13 protein-coding genes are annotated in these 18193 nt (G+C 71.8%); 8 read left to right on the top strand and 5 right to left on the bottom strand.

The window, feature by feature from the left end; all coding sequences use genetic code 11:
• Window positions 1-23 precede the first annotated feature (23 nt).
• The gene (gene cofD, locus QIS96_RS35385; RefSeq protein ID WP_282546960.1) at window positions 24-980 is read left to right on the top strand and encodes a 2-phospho-L-lactate transferase; all 957 of its coding nucleotides are present in this window, start codon (window positions 24-26) and stop codon (window positions 978-980) included.
• Window positions 977-2275, top strand: a complete 1299-nt coding sequence (locus QIS96_RS35380; RefSeq protein ID WP_282546959.1) for a coenzyme F420-0:L-glutamate ligase — start codon at window positions 977-979, stop codon at window positions 2273-2275. The genes cofD and QIS96_RS35380 overlap by 4 nt, the downstream gene beginning before the upstream one ends.
• Before the next feature lie 85 nt (window positions 2276-2360).
• Here QIS96_RS35380 and QIS96_RS35375 read toward each other — a convergent pair whose 3' ends face one another.
• The 3 genes from QIS96_RS35375 to QIS96_RS35365 all read right to left on the bottom strand — a co-directional run bounded on the left by QIS96_RS35375 (window position 2361) and on the right by QIS96_RS35365 (window position 6218).
• Complete coding sequence (locus QIS96_RS35375) at window positions 2361-3332, bottom strand: DNA-3-methyladenine glycosylase family protein (protein ID WP_282546958.1); 972 nt, start codon at window positions 3330-3332, stop codon at window positions 2361-2363.
• A gap of 79 nt (window positions 3333-3411) precedes the next feature.
• Window positions 3412-4494: a mannose-1-phosphate guanylyltransferase gene (gene manB / locus QIS96_RS35370; RefSeq protein WP_282546957.1), complete on the bottom strand. Its 1083-nt coding sequence runs from the start codon at window positions 4492-4494 to the stop codon at window positions 3412-3414.
• A 221-nt stretch (window positions 4495-4715) separates the two neighbouring features.
• On the bottom strand, window positions 4716-6218 hold the full coding sequence (locus QIS96_RS35365; protein WP_282546956.1) for a peptidoglycan recognition protein family protein: 1503 nt from the start codon (window positions 6216-6218) through the stop codon (window positions 4716-4718).
• A 160-nt stretch (window positions 6219-6378) separates the two neighbouring features.
• Between QIS96_RS35365 and QIS96_RS35360 the strand changes: the two genes are divergently transcribed.
• The 4 genes from QIS96_RS35360 to QIS96_RS35345 all read left to right on the top strand — a co-directional run bounded on the left by QIS96_RS35360 (window position 6379) and on the right by QIS96_RS35345 (window position 13313).
• The gene (locus QIS96_RS35360) at window positions 6379-7131 is read left to right on the top strand and encodes a TIGR03089 family protein (protein WP_282546955.1); all 753 of its coding nucleotides are present in this window, start codon (window positions 6379-6381) and stop codon (window positions 7129-7131) included.
• A 207-nt stretch (window positions 7132-7338) separates the two neighbouring features.
• Complete coding sequence (locus tag QIS96_RS35355; protein WP_408907312.1) at window positions 7339-9339, top strand: LCP family glycopolymer transferase; 2001 nt, start codon at window positions 7339-7341, stop codon at window positions 9337-9339.
• 229 nt (window positions 9340-9568) lie between these two features.
• Window positions 9569-11551: an LCP family glycopolymer transferase gene (locus QIS96_RS35350; RefSeq protein ID WP_282546972.1), complete on the top strand. Its 1983-nt coding sequence runs from the start codon at window positions 9569-9571 to the stop codon at window positions 11549-11551.
• Between the two features lie 70 nt (window positions 11552-11621).
• Complete coding sequence (locus QIS96_RS35345) at window positions 11622-13313, top strand: LCP family protein (protein WP_282546954.1); 1692 nt, start codon at window positions 11622-11624, stop codon at window positions 13311-13313.
• A 39-nt stretch (window positions 13314-13352) separates the two neighbouring features.
• Here the strand turns inward: QIS96_RS35345 and QIS96_RS35340 are convergent, their stop codons facing one another.
• On the bottom strand, window positions 13353-14405 hold the full coding sequence (locus QIS96_RS35340) for a glycosyltransferase family 2 protein (protein WP_282546953.1): 1053 nt from the start codon (window positions 14403-14405) through the stop codon (window positions 13353-13355).
• A gap of 126 nt (window positions 14406-14531) precedes the next feature.
• Here QIS96_RS35340 and QIS96_RS35335 point away from each other — a divergent pair, with 126 nt between their 5' ends.
• Window positions 14532-16022 (top strand): LCP family protein, encoded by a 1491-nt coding sequence (locus QIS96_RS35335; RefSeq protein ID WP_456316911.1) that lies wholly within the window; start codon window positions 14532-14534, stop codon window positions 16020-16022.
• 182 nt (window positions 16023-16204) lie between these two features.
• On the opposite strand, the gene QIS96_RS35330 is transcribed toward QIS96_RS35335, so the two are convergent.
• Window positions 16205-16753 (bottom strand): acyl-CoA thioesterase, encoded by a 549-nt coding sequence (locus QIS96_RS35330; RefSeq protein ID WP_282546951.1) that lies wholly within the window; start codon window positions 16751-16753, stop codon window positions 16205-16207.
• A 108-nt stretch (window positions 16754-16861) separates the two neighbouring features.
• Between QIS96_RS35330 and QIS96_RS35325 the strand changes: the two genes are divergently transcribed.
• Window positions 16862-18115, top strand: a complete 1254-nt coding sequence (locus QIS96_RS35325) for an LCP family protein (RefSeq protein WP_282546950.1) — start codon at window positions 16862-16864, stop codon at window positions 18113-18115.
• Window positions 18116-18193 lie beyond the last annotated feature (78 nt).

Here is an 18193-nt window from a genome sequence, read left to right as displayed (position 1 = left end):
TACCCACCTGACATGCTGGGCGCATGCGCATTGTGGTTCTGGCCGGGGGCATCGGTGGTGCCCGTTTCCTGCGCGGTCTCAAGGCCGCCGCGCCCGACGCCGACGTCACCGTCATCGGCAACACCGGTGACGACATCCATCTGTTCGGCCTGAAGGTCTGCCCCGACCTCGACACGGTGATGTACACGCTCGGCGGTGGCATCAACGAGGAGCAGGGCTGGGGCCGTTCGGACGAGACCTTCCAGGTCAAGAGCGAACTCGCGGCGTACGGCGTCGGACCGGAGTGGTTCGGCCTGGGCGACCGGGACTTCGCGACGCACATCGTGCGGACGCAGATGCTGGGCGCCGGATACCCGCTCAGCGCCGTCACCGAGGCGCTCTGCGAGCGCTGGCAGCCCGGCGTGCGGCTGCTTCCGATGTCGGACGACCGGGTCGAGACCCATGTCGCCGTGGAGATCGACGGAGAGCGCAAGGCCGTCCACTTCCAGGAGTACTGGGTGCGGCTCCGCGCCTCGGTGGACGCGCTCGCCGTGGTCCCCGTCGGCGCCGAGCAGGCCAAGCCCGCGCCGGGCGTCCTGGAGGCGATCGCCGCGGCGGACGTGGTGCTGTTCCCGCCGTCCAACCCCGTGGTCAGCGTCGGCACGATCCTCGCCGTGCCCGGCATCCGCGAGGCCATCGCCGAGGCCGGCGTGCCGGTGATCGGCCTCTCCCCGATCGTCGGGGACGCGCCGGTGCGCGGCATGGCCGACAAGGTCCTCGCCGCCGTGGGCGTCGAGTCCAGCGCCGCCGCGGTCGCCGAGCACTACGGCTCGGGGCTGCTCGACGGCTGGCTGGTCGACACGGTGGACGCGGACTCCGTCGCGCGCGTGGAGGCCGCCGGGATCCGCAGCAGGGCGGTGCCGCTGATGATGACGGACCTGGACGCGACCGCCGCCATGGCCCGCGAGGCCCTCGCCCTGGCCGAGGAGGTACGCGCGTGAACGCGCCCGCGTACCGCGTCTGGGCGGTGCCCGGACTGCCCGAGGTGAAGGCCGGGGACGACGTGGCGAAGCTGATCGCCGCCGCCGAGCCGGGCCTCGTGGACGGTGACGTCGTGCTCGTCACCTCGAAGATCGTCTCCAAGGCGGAGGAGCGGATCCTCGCCGCCGCCGACCGGGAGGCGGCCATCGACGCCGAGACGGTACGCGTGGTGGCGCGCCGCGGACCGCTCCGGATCGTCGAGAACCGGCAGGGTCTGGTGATGGCGGCCGCGGGCGTGGACGCGTCCAACACCCCTGCGGGAACAGTCCTGTTGCTGCCCGAGGACCCGGACGCCTCCGCGCGTGCGATCCGCACGGGCCTCAAGGACGCGCTCGGCGTGGACGTCGGCGTGCTCGTCACCGACACCTTCGGCCGCCCCTGGCGCAACGGCCTCACGGACGTGGCCATCGGCGCCGCGGGCGTGCGCGTACTGGACGATCTGCGCGGCGGGACCGACGCGCACGGCAACCCGCTGAGCGCCACCGTCGTGGCCACCGCCGACGAACTCGCGGCGGCGGGCGACCTGGTGAAGGGCAAGGCCGCCGATCTGCCGGTCGCCGTGGTCCGCGGGCTCCCCCAGGTCGTCGGCGAGGACGCGGCGGGCGCACGCGCGATGGTGCGCGTCGCCGCGGACGACATGTTCCGGCTCGGCACGTCGGAGGCGGTGCGCGAGGCGGTCACACAGCGCCGCACCGTGCGCAGCTTCACCGACGAGCCGGTGGACCCCGGCGCCGTGCGCCGCGCGGTGGCCGCCGCCGTGACGGCGCCCGCGCCGCACCACACGACGCCCTGGCGGTTCGTGCTCCTGGAGAGCGCGAAGGCGCGTACGGAACTGCTCGACGCGATGCGGGACAAGTGGATCGCGGACCTGCGGGCCGACGGCAAGTCGGAGGAGTCCATCGCCAAGCGGGTGCGCCGCGGGGACGTGCTGCGGAACGCGCCGTACCTCGTCGTCCCCTGCCTGGTGATGGACGGCTCGCACACCTACGGGGACGCGCGCAGGGACGCAGCCGAGCGGGAGATGTTCGTCGTCGCGACCGGAGCCGGCATCCAGAACTTCCTGGTGGCGCTCGCCGGGGAGCGGCTGGGTTCGGCGTGGATCTCGTCGACGATGTTCTGCCGGGACGTCGTACGCGCGGTGCTCGGCCTGCCGGAGAGCTGGGACCCGATGGGGGCGGTGGCGGTGGGGCGTCCGGCGGAGGAGCCGCGGGGCAGACCCGCGCGTGCGGTGGGGGATTTCCTCGTCGTGCGGTGAGGCGCCGGTCTTTCGGGTGCTGCGCCGTCGTGGCTGGTCGCGCAGTTCCCCGCGCCCCTGGACGGCGCCCTTCGGGCCCGTCATTTCACAGCCTGCCGATGTCGACCCTCGGCATCTTCGGAGTACGTCGCGGCGGGGTGCGGCCGGAGAGCAGGATGATGCGGGCGGCGCGGTGGCGTTGGCCTCGGTAGGGCTCCAGGAGTTCGAGCATCCGCGCGTCGTCGCTGTCCCGCTCACCCGCCAGGGCGTACCCGACGATGCCGGGCAGGTGCACGTCGCCGACGGTCACCGCGTCCGGGGCGCCGTGGCTGCGCTGCACGGTCTCGGCCGAGGTCCAGGGGCCGATGCCGGGGACCGACTCCAGGCGCTTATGGGCCTGTTCGGGCTCCATCGCGGCCGCCTCCTCCAGGCGGTGCGCGACACGTACGGCGCGCAGGACGGTGGACGCGCGCTTGTCGTCGACGCCCGCGCGGTGCCATTCCCAGGACGGGATCATGCGCCAGGTGCGCGGCTCGGGCATCACGCACATCCGCTCGGGGACGGGGCCGGGCGCCGGTTCGCCGTACTTACGGACCAGGAGGCGCCAGGCGCGGTACGCCTCGTCCGTGGTGACCTTCTGCTCCAGGATCGACGGGATCAGCGACTCCAGGACCAGGCCGGTCCGCATCAGCCGCAGTCCGGGGCGGCGCCGGTGGCTCGCGGCGACCAGGCGGTGCCGCGGCTCGAAGGCGTCGGGTTCGTCCGACTCGCCGAGCATGCCCGGGAGTTGGCCGAGCAGCCAGCCCGCGCCCGGACCCCAGGCGTCCGCGTGCGCCGTGCCGGAGCGCAGCGCGACCCGGAGCGTGCCGGGCCCGTCGGGCGTACGGCTGGCGCGCCAGAACGAGCCGTCGGGCGTCGCCCGGTACGTCGGATCGCCGGGGCCGCGCCGCAGCGGGCCGAGGACCAGGCCCAGGTCGAGAGGGCCGGGCGGGGTCCAGCGGCGGGACTCGGCGGCGGCCTGGCGCGGGACGGTTCCGGCGCGTGCGGGCACCGGCCTCTGCGCGAAGCGACCAGCCACGGGATTCCTCGGAGTACGACGGACGGGACCCTCTGAGCGTAGCCCCGCGCGGGGCGCGGGCCGCCCTGCTGGCCGGAGGCTACTGGTCGGAGGAGAACCGCACGCTGCCGTCGCCCAGCTCCGCCCCGCACCACACGCGGACGCCGTCGCGCAGCTCGTTGTCCGCGCCGACCCGGGCGCCGTCGCCGATGACCGCGCCGGACAGGACCGTACGGGCCCCGATGCGGGCGCCCGCGCCGATCAGCGAGTCCGTGACGACCGCGCCGGGCTCGACCACCGCGCCCTCCAGGACCGCGCTGCCGGAGATCCGGGCGCCCTCGCCGATCCGCGCGCCCGCGCCGACGACCGTGCCGCCGGTCAGCTTGGCGTCGGCGGCGACCTCGGCGGTGGGCAGGACGAGCCGGTCGCCGCGCCTCCCCGGCACCGCGGGCGAGGGCGCACGGCCGAGCACGAGGTCGGCGGAGCCGCGGACGAAGGCCTGCGGGGTGCCGAGGTCCAGCCAGTACGTGGAGTCGACCATGCCCTGCAGATGCGCGCCGGAGGCGAGGAGCTCGGGGAAGGTCTCGCGCTCCACGGAGACCGGGCGGCCCTCGGGAATGGTGTCGATCACCGAGCGGCGGAAGACGTACGCGCCCGCGTTGATCTGGTCGGTGACGATCTCCTCGGGCGTCTGCGGCTTCTCCAGGAAGGCCTGCACGCGGCCGGTGCCGTCGGTGGGCACGAGGCCGAAGGCGCGCGGGTCCTCGACGCGGGTGAGGTGCAGCGAGACGTCGGCGCCGGAGGTCTCGTGGGTGGCGACGAGGGCGCGGATGTCGAGGCCGGTGAGGATGTCGCCGTTGAAGATCAGCACTGGGTCCTCGGGCGCGGAGTGCAGCCGCGAGGCGACGTTGCGGATGGCGCCGCCGGTGCCGAGCGGCTCCTCCTCGGTGACGTACTCCAGGTGCAGTCCGAGCTCGGAGCCGTCGCCGAAGTACGGCTCGAAGACCTCGGCCAGATACGAGGTGGCGAGCACGATGTGCTCGACGCCCGCCGCGCGCGCCCGCGCCAACTGGTGTGTGAGGAACGGCACTCCCGCGGCCGGGACCATCGGTTTCGGCGTGTGCACGGTGAGCGGCCTGAGCCGGGTGCCCTTGCCGCCGACCAGGAGGATCGCTTCTGTCACCGTTCGCCTCTGCTTCCTGCCGGGGGCGGGGCCTGTCGTCGTACGCCGGACTGGTCGGGTCCGGGTGCGGCCGGACTGGTCTGGTCCGGCCGGTCAGTGTAGGCAGACCGTTCACGGGCGTTTTCAGTTGCGTCTGTGTGCGTGTTGTTACGTCTGCTGGTCGTTTCCGCCGGTCGCGAGCCCTGGGCCGGGGCGGCTCCGAGCTGCCCCGGCCGGTCGGTTCAGCGGCCCTGGTACTCGGCCGACGACGTACGTGCGCTGCCGAGCCGGCCGTAGAGCCGGCTCCCCGGGCACTCCGTGGCGAAGCCGTCACGGTGCCCGGAGATGACGTTGAGCCGGACGCTCACGCCCTTCTTGTACAGGTTGCTGCCGGCCGACTTCAGGAGCGCCTTGCCCTTCGGGTTCGCGCCGTACAGCCCGAGCTTCCAGGCGGTCAGTCGGGCGACGGCGTTCACCGCGGCCTTCGGCGGGTTGGTGTTGCTGTACGTGCCGAGGACGGCGATGCCCATGCTGTTGCTGTTGAAACCGAGAGTGTGGGCCCCCAGGACGGGTTTGGCCACACCTCCGGCACGTCCTTCGTAGATGTTTCCGCACTTGTCGACGGCGAAGTTGTAGCCGAAGTCCCGCCAGCCGCTGCTCTTCACGTGGTAGCGGTAGATGCTCCGCAGCAGCGAAGGCGCCTGTGAGCAGCTGTAGTTGTTGCCGGACGCGCTGTGGTGCACGAAGGCCGCGCGGACGGACTTCGTGTAGACGAAGTTCTTCTCGCGCAGCTTTTCGTCCGCGCCCCAGCCCTTGCGGGTGGTGATGCGCGGACGCGGCCCGATGTACGGCTTCGCGGCCGCGGCCTGGACGACGCCGCGGGACTCGATCAGGTCGCTCTCGGTCTGCTCCTTGGTCTGCTCGGGGATGACGGAGGCCCCGATATCGGCGAGGTCCGCGTTGACCGCCGAGCTGGCGGCGCTCTCCGCGCTGAGCGCCTGCGACTTCGCGCCGTCGGCCTGCGGGCCCTGGGTCGGCGGGTCCTGGCCGGGGTCGACGAGTTCGAGGCGCAGGCCGGTCGGCAGGGGGGCGGGCTTGGCGGAAGTCGGCTCGGCGGAGGCCGGCTCGACGGAGGCGGTCTTGACGGCGGCGGGTTCGAGGTCGGCGCGGTCGGACTCGGCGGAGTGGCCGGGGTGTTCGGGGTGCTGGGACTGGCCGGAGTGTCGGCTCTGGCCGGAGTGCCGGGAGTCGCCGTCGGGTCGGGCGGCGGGGGGCGGGGCGCTCTCCACCCGGATCTCCACGCCGTCCGAGTCGCCGACCCACAGCGGCGCCGTCGAGCCGCGCAGCTTCGCGCCGGACCGCTCCTGGCTGTCCAGGTCGGCGGCGTGCTCCTGGTTGTGGGTGTCGACGTCCTGCCAGCCGGACCAGCGGTCGGTGCCGGTGGCGCGGGTGCGCACCTGGACGCGGCCGTGCAGCTCGGCGGCCGGGTCGTCCCAGACGACGCCGACCAGGGAGAACGGCAGGACGTCGCGCCGGGTCAGGCCCTGCGTCGCGGCGGAGCCCGCGGCGCGGTCGGAGCCGGCGAGCGGGGTCAGCGGCAGCGACTGGGTGGAGCCGGGCACGGAACCGGCCGACTCCGCCGCCGGGGCGGCGACCGCGGCTCGTACGTCCTGCGGCACGGCGAGCGGCAGGGCCAGGGCTGCCGCACAGGCGACGCCGATCGAGGAAGCAAGGTATCCACGCATGGCGTCGATCGTGCGGCAGACCTGACATACCCGCACTTTGTATGACGCACCCGGATGCTCTTCCCTCGAAGGGAACTGACGGTCCGTCGACCTGGATCCGGTCGCTTCGCTGCGCCGACCGGGCGGACGCGCGACGCCCCCGACGCGTACCCTTGCGCCCGTGAACGCGACCGACCGCACCCCCGCCGACCTGCTGCGATCCGCGCTGGCCGAGGATCCGGCCCGCCCTCTCGTGACGTTCTACGACGACGCCACCGGCGAACGCGTCGAATTGTCCGTCGCCACCTTCGCCAATTGGGTGGCCAAGACAGCCAATCTGCTCCAGGACGACCTGGGCGCCGAACCCGGCGACCGGCTCGCGCTGTTGCTGCCCGCGCACTGGCAGACGGCGGTGTGGCTGCTCGCCTGCTCCTCGGTCGGCGTGCTCGTCGACGTGGGCGGTTCGGCGGCCGACGCGGACCTCGTCGTCAGCGGCCCGGACACCCTCGACGCCGCCCTCGCCTGCTCCGGCGAGCGGGTGGCCCTCGCGCTGCGCCCGCTCGGCGGCCGCTTCCCGCAGCCGCCCGCCGGGTTCGTGGACTACGCGGTCGAGGTGCCGAGCCAGGGCGACCGCTTCGCGCCGTACGCCCCGGTCGACCCGCAGGCGCCCGCGCTGGCCGTCGGCGGTACGGAGCTGACGGGTGCGGAGGTCGTACGGCGCGCGCTCGCCGACGCGGCGGAGCTGGGCGTCGGGGCCGGTGCGCGGCTGCTGTCGGCCCGCTCGTACGAGACGTGGGAGGGCCTGTCCGCCGGCCTGTTCGCGCCGCTCGCGGCCGGCGGGTCCGTGGTGCTCTGCCGGCACATCGAGCAGCTCGCGGAGGGCGGCCTGGAGAAGCGGGTCGAGAGCGAGCGGGTCACGGCGACGGTGCGCTAGGGGGTGTCTCCCCCTAGAGCCCGTACGTCGATCACTTCCGCCTCGCCTTCCGCCTCGCCCTCTGCTGCGGGCCGCGAAAGTCCACCCGTCCGGCGCAGGTGAGCGCCCGGCCCGCAGGCGAGGGAGGGCCGCGCCGGGCCATGGTCGTAGGAGCGCTTCACGCGGAGCGCGGCCGCACTGCCTACGCCACGAGGGGTGGACCACGACGTGACCGACACCGCAGGCACCCCCGCCGAACCGGACCAGCCGGCCGACGACGTGTCTGAGGCGAGTCGGTCCACGGCCACGGGCGAGCCTGCGGCGGCGGGCGGCGGGGCCGAGCGGACGACGGAGGGCGAGGAGGCGGGGGGCGAGGACGCGCCCCCCGCCGATACCGGGCGGCCCCCACCCGCTCCCGAGAACACAGACCCCGCCGAGGCGACGGACGACGAGGCCGAGGGCCCAGCAGCCCCCGCCGAGCCGACGGAGACCGGCGAGGCGGCGAAGACCGGTGCCGCCGGCACCACCGCCAAGGCCGTAGAGGCCGACGGGACAGCCGAGGCTCCCGAACCCGCAGAGTCCGCAGCGGCCGTGGAGCCCACCCGGACGCCAGGGACCGACGGCTCCGCAGCGCCCACCGAGGCCGCCGCGCCCGCCGAAGCCCCCGAGACCGACAAGGCCGACAAGGCCGACAAGGCCGCAGTGCCTGCCGAGGTGACAGAGGCTCACGAGACCTCAGCACCCACCAAGGCCGCCGCGCCCGCCAAAGCTGCCGAGCCCGCCGAGCCGTCGGAGCCCGCAGAACCCGCCGCCGCCGACCAGCCCACCGAAGCCACCACCACCCCCGACGGCCCCGAAGCCAACCCCGAAACCAACCCCCAGCCCAGCTGGACCCGTTGGACCCGTTGGACGTCGCAATACTGGCTTCGTTGGGCTGCGCTCGGTGTTGCCGTCGTCGTGCTCGCCGCCGCCGGCGTCGGGTGGAGTCTGTACAAGAAGCTGGAGGGGAACATCACCGAAGACACCGGCACCGCCGCCGAGTTGGAGCGGTACGAGCGGGAGCGGCCCATGCCGACCGTGCACGACGCGCTGAACATCCTGCTGATCGGCTCGGACACCCGGGCCGGGGAGGGCAACCGCCCGTACGGCCGGGATCCGGGGACGCAGCGGTCGGACACGACGATCCTGTTGCACCTCGCGGCCGACCGGAAGAGCGCGACGGCCGTGTCCCTGCCGCGCGACCTGATGGTGAACCTGCCCGGCTGCCACCGGCCCGACGGCTCCCGCACGCGTCCCCAACTCGCCCAGTTCAACTGGGCGTTCGAGTTCGGCGGGGCCGCCTGCACGATCCGTACCGTCGAGAAGCTCACGAAGATCCGCATCGACCACCACATGATCGTGGACTTCCAGGGCTTCAAGAAGATGGTCGACGCCGTGGACGGGGTCGAGGTCTGCCTCAAGGAGCCGATCAACGACAAGAGCGCCAAGCTGAAGCTCGCCGCGGGCCGGCAGAAGCTCAACGGCGAGGAGGCGCTCGGCTACGTACGCGCCCGCAAGTCCCTCGGCAGCGGCAGCGACACCGAACGCATGGACCGGCAGCAGCAGTTCCTCGGCGCGCTCGTCAACAAGGTGCGCAGCAACGGCGTACTCCTGAACCCGACGCGGCTCTACCCCGTGCTCGACGCGGCGACCTCCTCGCTCACCACGGACCCCGCGATCGCCGGTTTGACCGACTTGTACGAGTTGGTGCGCAGCATGCGCAACATCCCCACAGACCGCGTGCAATTCCTCACCGTCCCCCGTCGCTCGTACACGTACGACCCCAACCGGGACGAGCTCGTCCAGCCCGACGCGGGGCGGCTGTTCGACCGGCTGCGCAACGACGCGACCGTCGAGGTCTCCCGGCGGGGCTCGGATCCCGGTGGCGGCGAGAAGGGCTCGGGCGACGGGTCCGACACCGGCCCCGAGGGCGATTCCACCGCCGACCCCGTCTCCGAATCCGCCTCGAACGCCGAGGAATCCGGGGAATACGAGGAGGATTCGTCCGAGGGTGGCTACTGGGACGACGAGGGCTCGTGGGTCGACGAAAAGCACGGAGGTCGCGATTCCGGTGTTGACCGGGTCACCCCCCGGACGACCGGCGACGACAAGCCCGACGAGCCGACGCGGTCTCCGAGCCCTGCACCGACCTTCCGCGGAAACACCGCCGCGGGAACGAGTTGTGAGTAAAGGCGTCACCAAACCGCTTGAAGTCGCGGTCGGTTAAGGGCGGTATTGCCCAGTTGTAGGGAAGTGGAATGTGTCACCGCCGTCGCGTCGGCCTGAACTGGTCGGATAGCGTGAGCGATCCGGTGCGCCCGGCCGACACGTTTCGGCGGCGCACTGTGGACCGAGTGACCGGGCGCCTTTTTTATGGAGGGGGAGGCGCCGCGTGGCCCCGACGGAGGACCAAGCAACCGTGGACGCGCAAGGCCGTGGGCGGGCGGACAATATCGACCCCGCAGACCAGTGGGTACTCAACCCGCAGACCGGCGACTACGAACTGCGACTGAGCCCCTCCGCAGGGCAATCATCGGGAATTCCGTCGCCCCGCAGATCCCCGAACGCCGAGCGCCCCGAGGCGGGTGAGCGCCCGCGCTTCTCGGCCCCGACCCGCCGCTTCCCGGCGGCGAGCGGCCCGATCGGTCCCGCCGGACCGTCCGGACCGTCCGGCCCCACCGGCCCCTTCGGTCCTTCCGGACCCGTAGGACCGAACGGACCGAACGGACCGGACGTGACGGGCGGACGCGGCCGGCCGAACGGCCCCGGAGCCCCCGGCGGCCCGAGCGGCATCGGCGGACCGGCAGGACCGAGCGGCCCGGCAGGCCCCGGCCGTCGCAGGTCCCAGGCCGCGGAGGAGCCCGAGGAGTCGAGCCGCGAGTCCAGCCACGAAGTGCCCGGACCGCGCAGGCGTCGCGGCCGGCCGGAGGACAGCGCCCCGCCGAGCACCGGCCGGCGCAGGCCCAAGCCGAAGAAGTCCAAGGGCCAGAAGGCCCTCAAGTGGGGCGGCGGCACCCTGGCGCTGCTGCTGCTCGCCGCCGGCACCGGCGGCTACCTCTACTGGCAGCACCTGAACGACAACATCACCGCCGTCGACGACGACGGCGCGGGCACCGGCGGCTTCAGCAAGGACCGCCCGATCAACGTGCTGCTCATCGGCACGGACAAGCGCACCGGCAAGGGCAACGCGGGCTACGGCGACAGCGGAAGCGCCGGGCACGCGGACACGACGATCCTGCTGCACGTCTCCAAGGACCGTACGAACACGACCGCGTTGAGCATTCCGCGCGACATGATCACGGACATCCCGGACTGCCCGACCACCCAGTCCGACGGCTCGAAGAAGACCATCCCGGGCACAAGCCAGACCCGCTTCAACGAGAGCCTCGGCCAGAGCGGGCGCAGCCCGAGCTGCACGATGCGTACGGTCACCGAGATCACCGGCATCAAGATCGACCACTTCATGGTGGCCGACTTCAACGCGGTGAAGACCCTCTCCACGGCCGTCGGCGGTGTGCCGATCTGCCTCGCCAAGGACATAAACGACCCCAAGTCGCACCTGAACCTGCCCAAGGGCCCGCACAACGTGAAGGGCGACGACGCGCTCGCGTTCGTCCGCACCCGGCACGCGGTGGGCTTCGGCGGCGACCTCGACCGCATCAAGCTGCAGCAGCAGTTCCTCACCTCGTTGATGCGCAAGATGAAGTCGAACGACACGCTGACCAGCCCGAGCAAGATGCTGGACCTCGCCGAGGCCGCCACCAAGGCGCTCACCGTCGACTCCAAGATCTCCGACCTGAACAAGCTCAAGGACCTCGGGATGGAGCTCAGCAAGGCGGACCTGGAGAACATCTCCTTCGTCACCGCGCCCGTCGTCGACAACACCGACGGGGCGACCGTGCTGCTCGACGACCCCAAGGCGAAGCCGCTGTTCGCGATGTTGCGCGCGGACAAGTCGCTCACCGAGGTGAAGAAGGAGAAGAAGGAGAAGCAGGACGCCCTGCTCAAGGGCCCGAAGTCCGAGGCCTCCGAGGTCCGCGTCAACATCTACAACGGCTCGGAGACGGCGGGCGCCGCGCAGTCCACGGTCACCTGGCTGCAGACCGACGAAGGCGTCCTGAAGTCGAGCCAGTTGGGCAACGCGCCCAAGCCGCAGGCCAAGACGACCCTGGAGTACGACCGGGACCAGGCCGACCAGGCCCGCAGGCTCGCCGACATCATGGGCCTGCCCGCGTCCGCCATGAAGCCGGGCAAGAGCGAGCAGAACTCTCAGGGTCTGCCGGCGATGAAGCTCGTCCTCGGGGACGACTTCCAGGAGGCCGGAACCCCCATTTCCGCTCCGTCGAAGGCGCCGGAGGGAATCCAGAAGGTCGAAGCAGACAAGCCGGTCTGCGCCAAGTAGCACCCGAGCCCCACCCCGGGCCCGGCCACGAGCTGGGCCGGGCGGGCCGGGAATGGGGAGGGGCTGGTGCATGAGGCAGGACAGCGTACGAAAACGGGAAACGGTCCCCGGTCCGCGCAGCGCCGACGAACTCGGCTGGGACGAGAGCCTCTACGAGGACGGGGCTGACGACGGGGACAAGGGCGAGTCCGCAGCCGGCAGCGGCGGGCGCAAGCGGTCGGGGGGCCGCGAGCGCACCGCCGCCGCACCGCCGCGGCGCAAGGGCCGCCGCGCGCTGCGCTGGTTCGCGATCGTCCTGGCCGTACTGATACTCGGCACGGCCGGCGCCGGATACCTCTACTACGAGCACCTCAACGGCAACATCGACTTCTCGCCGATGCCGGAGGGGAACCGCGCGCCCGAGGCCACGCCGAACGCGGCGGGCCAGACCCCGCTGAACATCCTGCTCATCGGCTCCGACGCCCGGGACAGCGCCGAGAACCAGAAGCTGGGCGGCGCCAAGGAGACGTTCAACGGGACGCCCCTCGCGGACGTGCAGATGCTGCTGCACCTCTCCGCGGACCGTACGAACATGTCCGTGGTCAGCATGCCGCGCGACACCCTGCTGCAGATGCCGGAGTGCACCGACCCAAAGAGCGGCAAGGTCTACCCCGCCACGCAGGGCCGGCTGATGACCAACGCCAGCCTGGGGCGCGGCGGTCCGGGCTGCACGGTGCTCGCCTGGGAGAAGCTGACGCGCATTCACATCGACCACTTCATGATGGTCGACTTCGCCGGCGTGGTGTCCATGGCGGACGCCATCGGCGGCGTGCCGGTCTGCGTCGACGCGAACATCCACTCGCGCGACGCCCAGGGCCACGGCTCGGGCCTGAAGCTGAAGAAGGGCACCACGTACATCCAGGGCGAGCAGGCCCTGCAGTGGCTGCGCACCCGCTACGGCTTCGAGGACGGCAGCGACATCGCCCGCGCCAAGGCCCAGCACATGTACATGAACGCGATGGTCCGCGAGCTGCGCGAGAACGCCACCCTGACCAGCCCCAACAAGCTCCGCAGACTCGCCGAGGAGGCCACCTCCGCGCTCCGGGTCGACGAGGGCCTGAACACCGTCAAGAAGCTCTACGACCTCTCGGGCGAGCTGAAGCGCGTACCGCCGTCGCGCATCACCATGACGACCATGCCGTACGAATACGTGGGCGCCCGGGTGCAGCCCAAGCCCGGCGACGCGGAGCAGCTGTTCCGGCTCGTACGGGACGACCTGCCGCTCGACGGCAAGGACAGCCCGGCGCAGAAGAAGAAGCGGGACGAGAAGCGCGAGAAGGCCGAGCAGGCATCCGACGACCCGGCAGCGGAGCCCGCCGAGATCGGAGTGCGGGTGCTCAACGGCACCGCGACCGACACCACCGCACCGGTGCCGGGCCGCGCCTCCGCGGTCGCGGCGCTGCTGCAGGGCGAGGGGTACGCACTCGCGGCCGCCGACCAGTCCTCGCTGCCGCGGCAGGAACGTACGGTGATCCGCTTCCCCAGCGCCGACCTCGAGGGGGACGCGCAGGCCGTCGCCAAGTCCCTGGGCCTGCCGCTGAGTTCGGTCGAGGAGTCCACGGAGGTCGCGGCGGTCACGCTGGTCGTGGGCTCCGACTGGCAGAGCGGCGACGTACCGCCGAAGCCGGACGAGCAGGACGAGAAGACGCCGGACTCGGCCGACGCCATGAACGGCGCGGACGACAAGGCCTGTATGCACGTGAACCCGAACTACACCTGGTAGCAGGGGAGTTCGGGTTCACGGAGGCGTTACGCCGCCCGGTCAGGCCTGCTTCAGGACTGCCGGGCGGCGCGAGGCGATGACCTTCTTGGCGAGCGAGCGCGGGCTGGTCAGGAAGCCCCAGCCCCACGACATGTGCATGGTCGCGAGGGCGACGGGGATCTGCGCCCGCGCCTTCAGCGGCAGCCCCTTGCCCGCGGGCACCGAACCGGCCACGATCGCCGCGAGATAGCCGCCGGGGACCACGAAGCCCCACGGCGTGAGCAGCGCGCCCACGACGGCGCCCGCGGCGATGGCGCACACGGCGGTCGGCGGCGCGAGATAGCGCAGGTTGATCGAGCCCTCGTGGTACCGGGCGACGACGTGGCGCCAACGCCCGTAGTCCTTGTACTGCTTGGCGAGCGCCTTGACGCTCGGCCGCGGGCGGTACGAGACCTTCAGCTCGGGCGAGAACCAGATCAGGCCGCCGGCCTCGCGGATGCGGAAGTTCAGCTCCCAGTCCTGGGCGCGGATGAACTCCTCGTTGTACCCGCCCTGCTGCTCCAGGGCCTCGCGGCGGAAGACGCCCAGGTAGACCGTCTCGGCGCGCTGGGCCTCTCCCCCGGTGTGGAAGGCGGCGTTGCCGACGCCGATCTTCGACGTCATGGCGGCGGCGACCGCGTGCTCCCAGTCGTTCTCCCCCTCGGCGAACATCAGGCCGCCGACGTTCATCGCGCCGGTCTCCTCCAGGAGCCGGACGGCGGTGGCGATGTAGTTCGCGGAGAGCATGCCGTGGCCGTCGACGCGGACCACGATCGGGTGCTTGGACGCCTTGATCGCGGCGTTCAGCGCGGCCGGCGTGCGCCCCGTCGGGTTGGGCACCGTCTTGACCCTCCCCCACTCATTGGACGCGGTCTCGGCGACCAGCTGGGCGGCGATCTCGTCCGTCCGGTCCGAGGACGGGCCGAGCGCGACGACGACCTCCATCTCGCCGGCGTACTCCTGCTGGAGGATCGCCTCCACCGCGTGCCGCAGGTGCCGCTCCTCGTTGAGGACGGGCATGATCACCGATACCGCCGGGTGCTGCACGGCGGACTCCTGGATTTTCTCGCTCATCAGACGTCACGTTACCGCGAACGGGGGACACGGACGCGCCCCGTCCGAGTCGCTGCCCCGGGCCGCATTTCGTATCGACTTACGGTTGCACGCGTCCCTGCGCCCGTTCCGCGGAGGTGTCCCGCGTTGTCCCGTCCGCCCCGCCAACCCGCCCGTACCCCCCGGCAACGGCCACGGCCGCAGGCGCAGCCGCCGTCCCGTGCGCGACGGCGGCAGCCGGCGAAGCCGCGGTGGGCCATGCGGGTGGCCACGTCGCTGTCCATGGTGGTGCTCGCGGCGGCGGGCATCGGGCACGCGGTCGTCACCGGCCTGGACACCGGGATCTCCCGCGTGGACCCGTTCCGCGACATGAAGAACCGCCCCTCGGCCGGCGACGGCATGAACATCCTGCTCGTCGGGACGGACGGCCGCGACAAGATCAGCGAGGCGCAGCGGACGAAGTACCAGCTCGGCGGCGCGCCCTGCCACTGCACGGACACGATCATGATCGTGCACATCTCGGCGGACCGGAGCCGCGCCAGCATCGTGAGCCTGCCGCGCGACTCGTACGCGGAGGCCCCCGCGCACACCGACCAGAACTCGGGAGAGAAGCACCGCACGCACCCGATCAAGCTGAACTCGGCGTACGCGGAGGGCGGGCCGAACCTCACGGTGCGCACCGTCGAGCACATGACGAAGGTGAAGATCGACCACTACCTGGAGGTCGACTTCACCAGCTTCATGAAGACGGTGGACGTCCTCGGCGGCGTGGAGATCTGCACGACGAGCCCCCTGAAGGACTCGTACACCGGACTCGACCTGCAGCCCGGCCGGCACCAGCTGAACGGCGGCGAGGCCCTGCAGTACGTGCGCTCGCGGCACATCGACGGGGCCGCGGACCTGAGCCGGATGCAGCGGCAGCAGCGGTTCATGGCGGCGGTGATCGCGAAGGCCACGTCCTCCGGGGTGCTGCTCAACCCGGTGAAGTTCCGCGATGTGACGCAGAGCGTCCTCGGCTCGGTCCGGGCCGACCGCAGCTTCGGCACCGACGAGATGCTCGCCCTCGGCCGGGCGATGCGGAACTTCACCCCGGCGTCGTCGGAGTTCGCCTCGGTCCCGATCGGCAAGATGGGATACGCGGTGCCGGAGATCGGCTCGACGATCAAGTGGGACGAGAAGAAGTCGAAGAAGCTGTTCCAGGCGCTGCGCGACGACAAGCCGCTCTCCCCGCAGCAGCCGCGCACGGCGAAGCCGAAGCCGAAGGCGCTCGCGGTGGACGTGGCGCCGCAGCAGATCCGGGTGCAGGTCGAGAACGGCACGAAGACCGAGGGGCTCGGCCTGACGGTGGACAAGGCGCTGCGCGGGACGGGCTTCCGCACCACGGGCGCCCCGGTCTCCGTGAAGAAGCCGGGTTCCGTGCCGCAGACGGTGGTGGCGTACGACCCGCGCTGGGACCGCTCCGCGAAGTCGCTCGCGGCGGCGCTGCCGGGGTGCCGGCTGAAGCCGGTCAACGGCCAGGGCTCGCTGCTCAAGGTGATCGCGGGTGCGGACTACAAGGGCGTGCAGCGGGTGCAGGCGGAGGACCCGTACCAGGGGGAGTTCGGCGTGGCCAAGGGCGACGAGGTCGTCTGCAACTGAGCGGGTTCTGCGGCGGTTTTTTTATCCCCTCCCCGCTCCTTCCCGAAAGCTTGCGGCGCTTCGGGGGCCAGCCCCCGGACCCCCGCTCCTCAAACGCCGGAGGGGCTGGTTTTTAGGGGCGCGGGGAACTGCGCGACCAGCCACGACGGCGGGAAAGCCGAAAACGCACGCCGCAGGGACTGCTAGTCCTCGATGCCGTCCGCCGCGCGCCGGTCGCGGAGCTCCTTGATCGCGCGGCGCCGGGCGAGCCGGTGGGTGCGGCGGATCTGGGCCTCCTGATAGCGCCGCTTGTCCCGCTCGGTCTCCGGAACCACCGGAGGCACCGTCCGCGGCTTGCCGTCGGCGTCGACGGCGGCGAAGACCAGATAGGCGGAGCCGACCTGCTGAGCGGGCGTCGACTCGTTCCAACGCTCGGCGAGGACGCGGACGCCGACCTCCATCGAGGTCCTGCCGGTCCAGTTGACCTGGGCCTTCACATGGACGAGGTCGCCGACCCTGACCGGCTCCAGGAAGACCATCTCGTCCATGGAGGCGGTCACCGCGGGCCCGCCGGAGTGCCGGCCCGCCACGGCGCCCGCCGCGTCGTCGACGAGTTTCATGATCACGCCACCGTGCACCGTGCCCAGGAGGTTGGTGTCGTTGTGGGTCATGATGTGGCTCAGCGTGGTCCGGGAAGCCGCAGTCGGCTTGCCCGGAATATCCGCCTCCGGGGGACGGGCCTGGTCTGTCATGCCGTCCACCTTATGCCGGGCCGCTTTGCATCAGCTCTGCAACAGCCGGGCCTCGAACCCCACCCGGGGCTTGTCGGGCGCATCGTCGAGGCCTGCACACTGGTGCGTATGAATGACTGGCCCAACCGAGACCAGGGGTACGGGCGTGGCAGCGCGAACCCGGAGCCCGAGGGCGCCCGCGTGATGCGTCACGTCCAGCGTGGCGGAGCCCCCCGTCCCCCCGCCGCCCCGCCGCGGTCGGCCGTGCCCCCGCAGCAGGGATACGGCTACGACGACGGTTACAGCGAGGGCCAGGTCTACGGCGGTGGCGGCCGCGGCGGTCGCGGCCGGGGCCAGGACGACGGGTACTACGACGACGGGTACGACACCCGCCCGGCGCCGAACTGGGGCCGCCGGATCAAGCGCGGCTTCATCACGCTCCTGGTCGTCGTCCTGGTCTGGGGCGTCGGCACGTACTTCTGGGCGGACGGACAGCTCAAGCGCGAGGTCGACCTGGCCAAGGTCATCGAGCGGCCCGGCGCGGGCGAGGGCACGAACTACCTGATCGTCGGCTCCGACAGCCGCGAGGGCATGACCGCGGCGGACAAGAAGCGCCTGCACACCGGCTCGGCGGGCGAGGGGTCGAGCCGCACCGACTCGATGATGATCCTGCACGTCGGCTCCAACGGCGACACCCTGATCTCGCTGCCGCGTGACTCCAACGTGGAGATACCGTCCTTCGTCGGCTCGGACTCCGGCAAGAAGTACGAGGCCACCGGCCGCACCACCAAGCTGAACGCCGCGTACTCCGAGGACGGCCCCGAGCTCCTCGTCCGTACCGTCGAGCACAACACCGGGCTGCGGATCGACCACTACGCGGAGATCGGCTTCGGCGGCTTCGCCAAGATCGTGGACGCGGTCGGCGGCGTGGACATCAAGGTCGAGCAGCCGATGAAGGACAAGAAGTCCGGCGCGGACTTCGAGCCCGGCACGCACACCATGAACGGCGAGCAGTCCCTGGCCTTCGTCCGGCAGCGCTACGGCCTCGCCGGCGGCGACCTGGACCGCACCAAGAACCAGCAGAAGTTCCTCTCGGCGCTCGCCAACCAGACGGCCACCCCGTCGACGATCATCAACCCGTTCAAGCTCTACCCGACGATGGGCGCGGGCCTGGACACGCTGGTCGTGGACAAGGACATGAGCCTCTTCGACCTGGCCGAGATGTTCTGGGCGATGAAGAGCGTCTCGGGCGGCGAGGGCAAGTCGATGAACATGCCGGTCTCGGGCAGCGTCAACGGCAACCTGGTCTGGGACAAGGCGAAACTGCAGCAGCTGGTCGAGCAGCTCAAGAACGACGAGAAGGTCACCGTCAGCGACGAGTGAGCCGTCAGGCACGTGCGTACGCGAAGGGCCCCGCCGGTACGGATCGGCGGGGCCCTTCGCGTACAACTCCCGTATTGC

Origin of the sequence: Streptomyces cavernicola, assembly GCF_029968035.1 — a bacterium.
Lineage (GTDB): Bacteria > Actinomycetota > Actinomycetes > Streptomycetales > Streptomycetaceae > Streptomyces > Streptomyces cavernicola.
The sequence above is the reverse complement of the archived record's forward strand: the minus strand, read 5'-3'. Positions and strand labels throughout refer to the sequence as shown.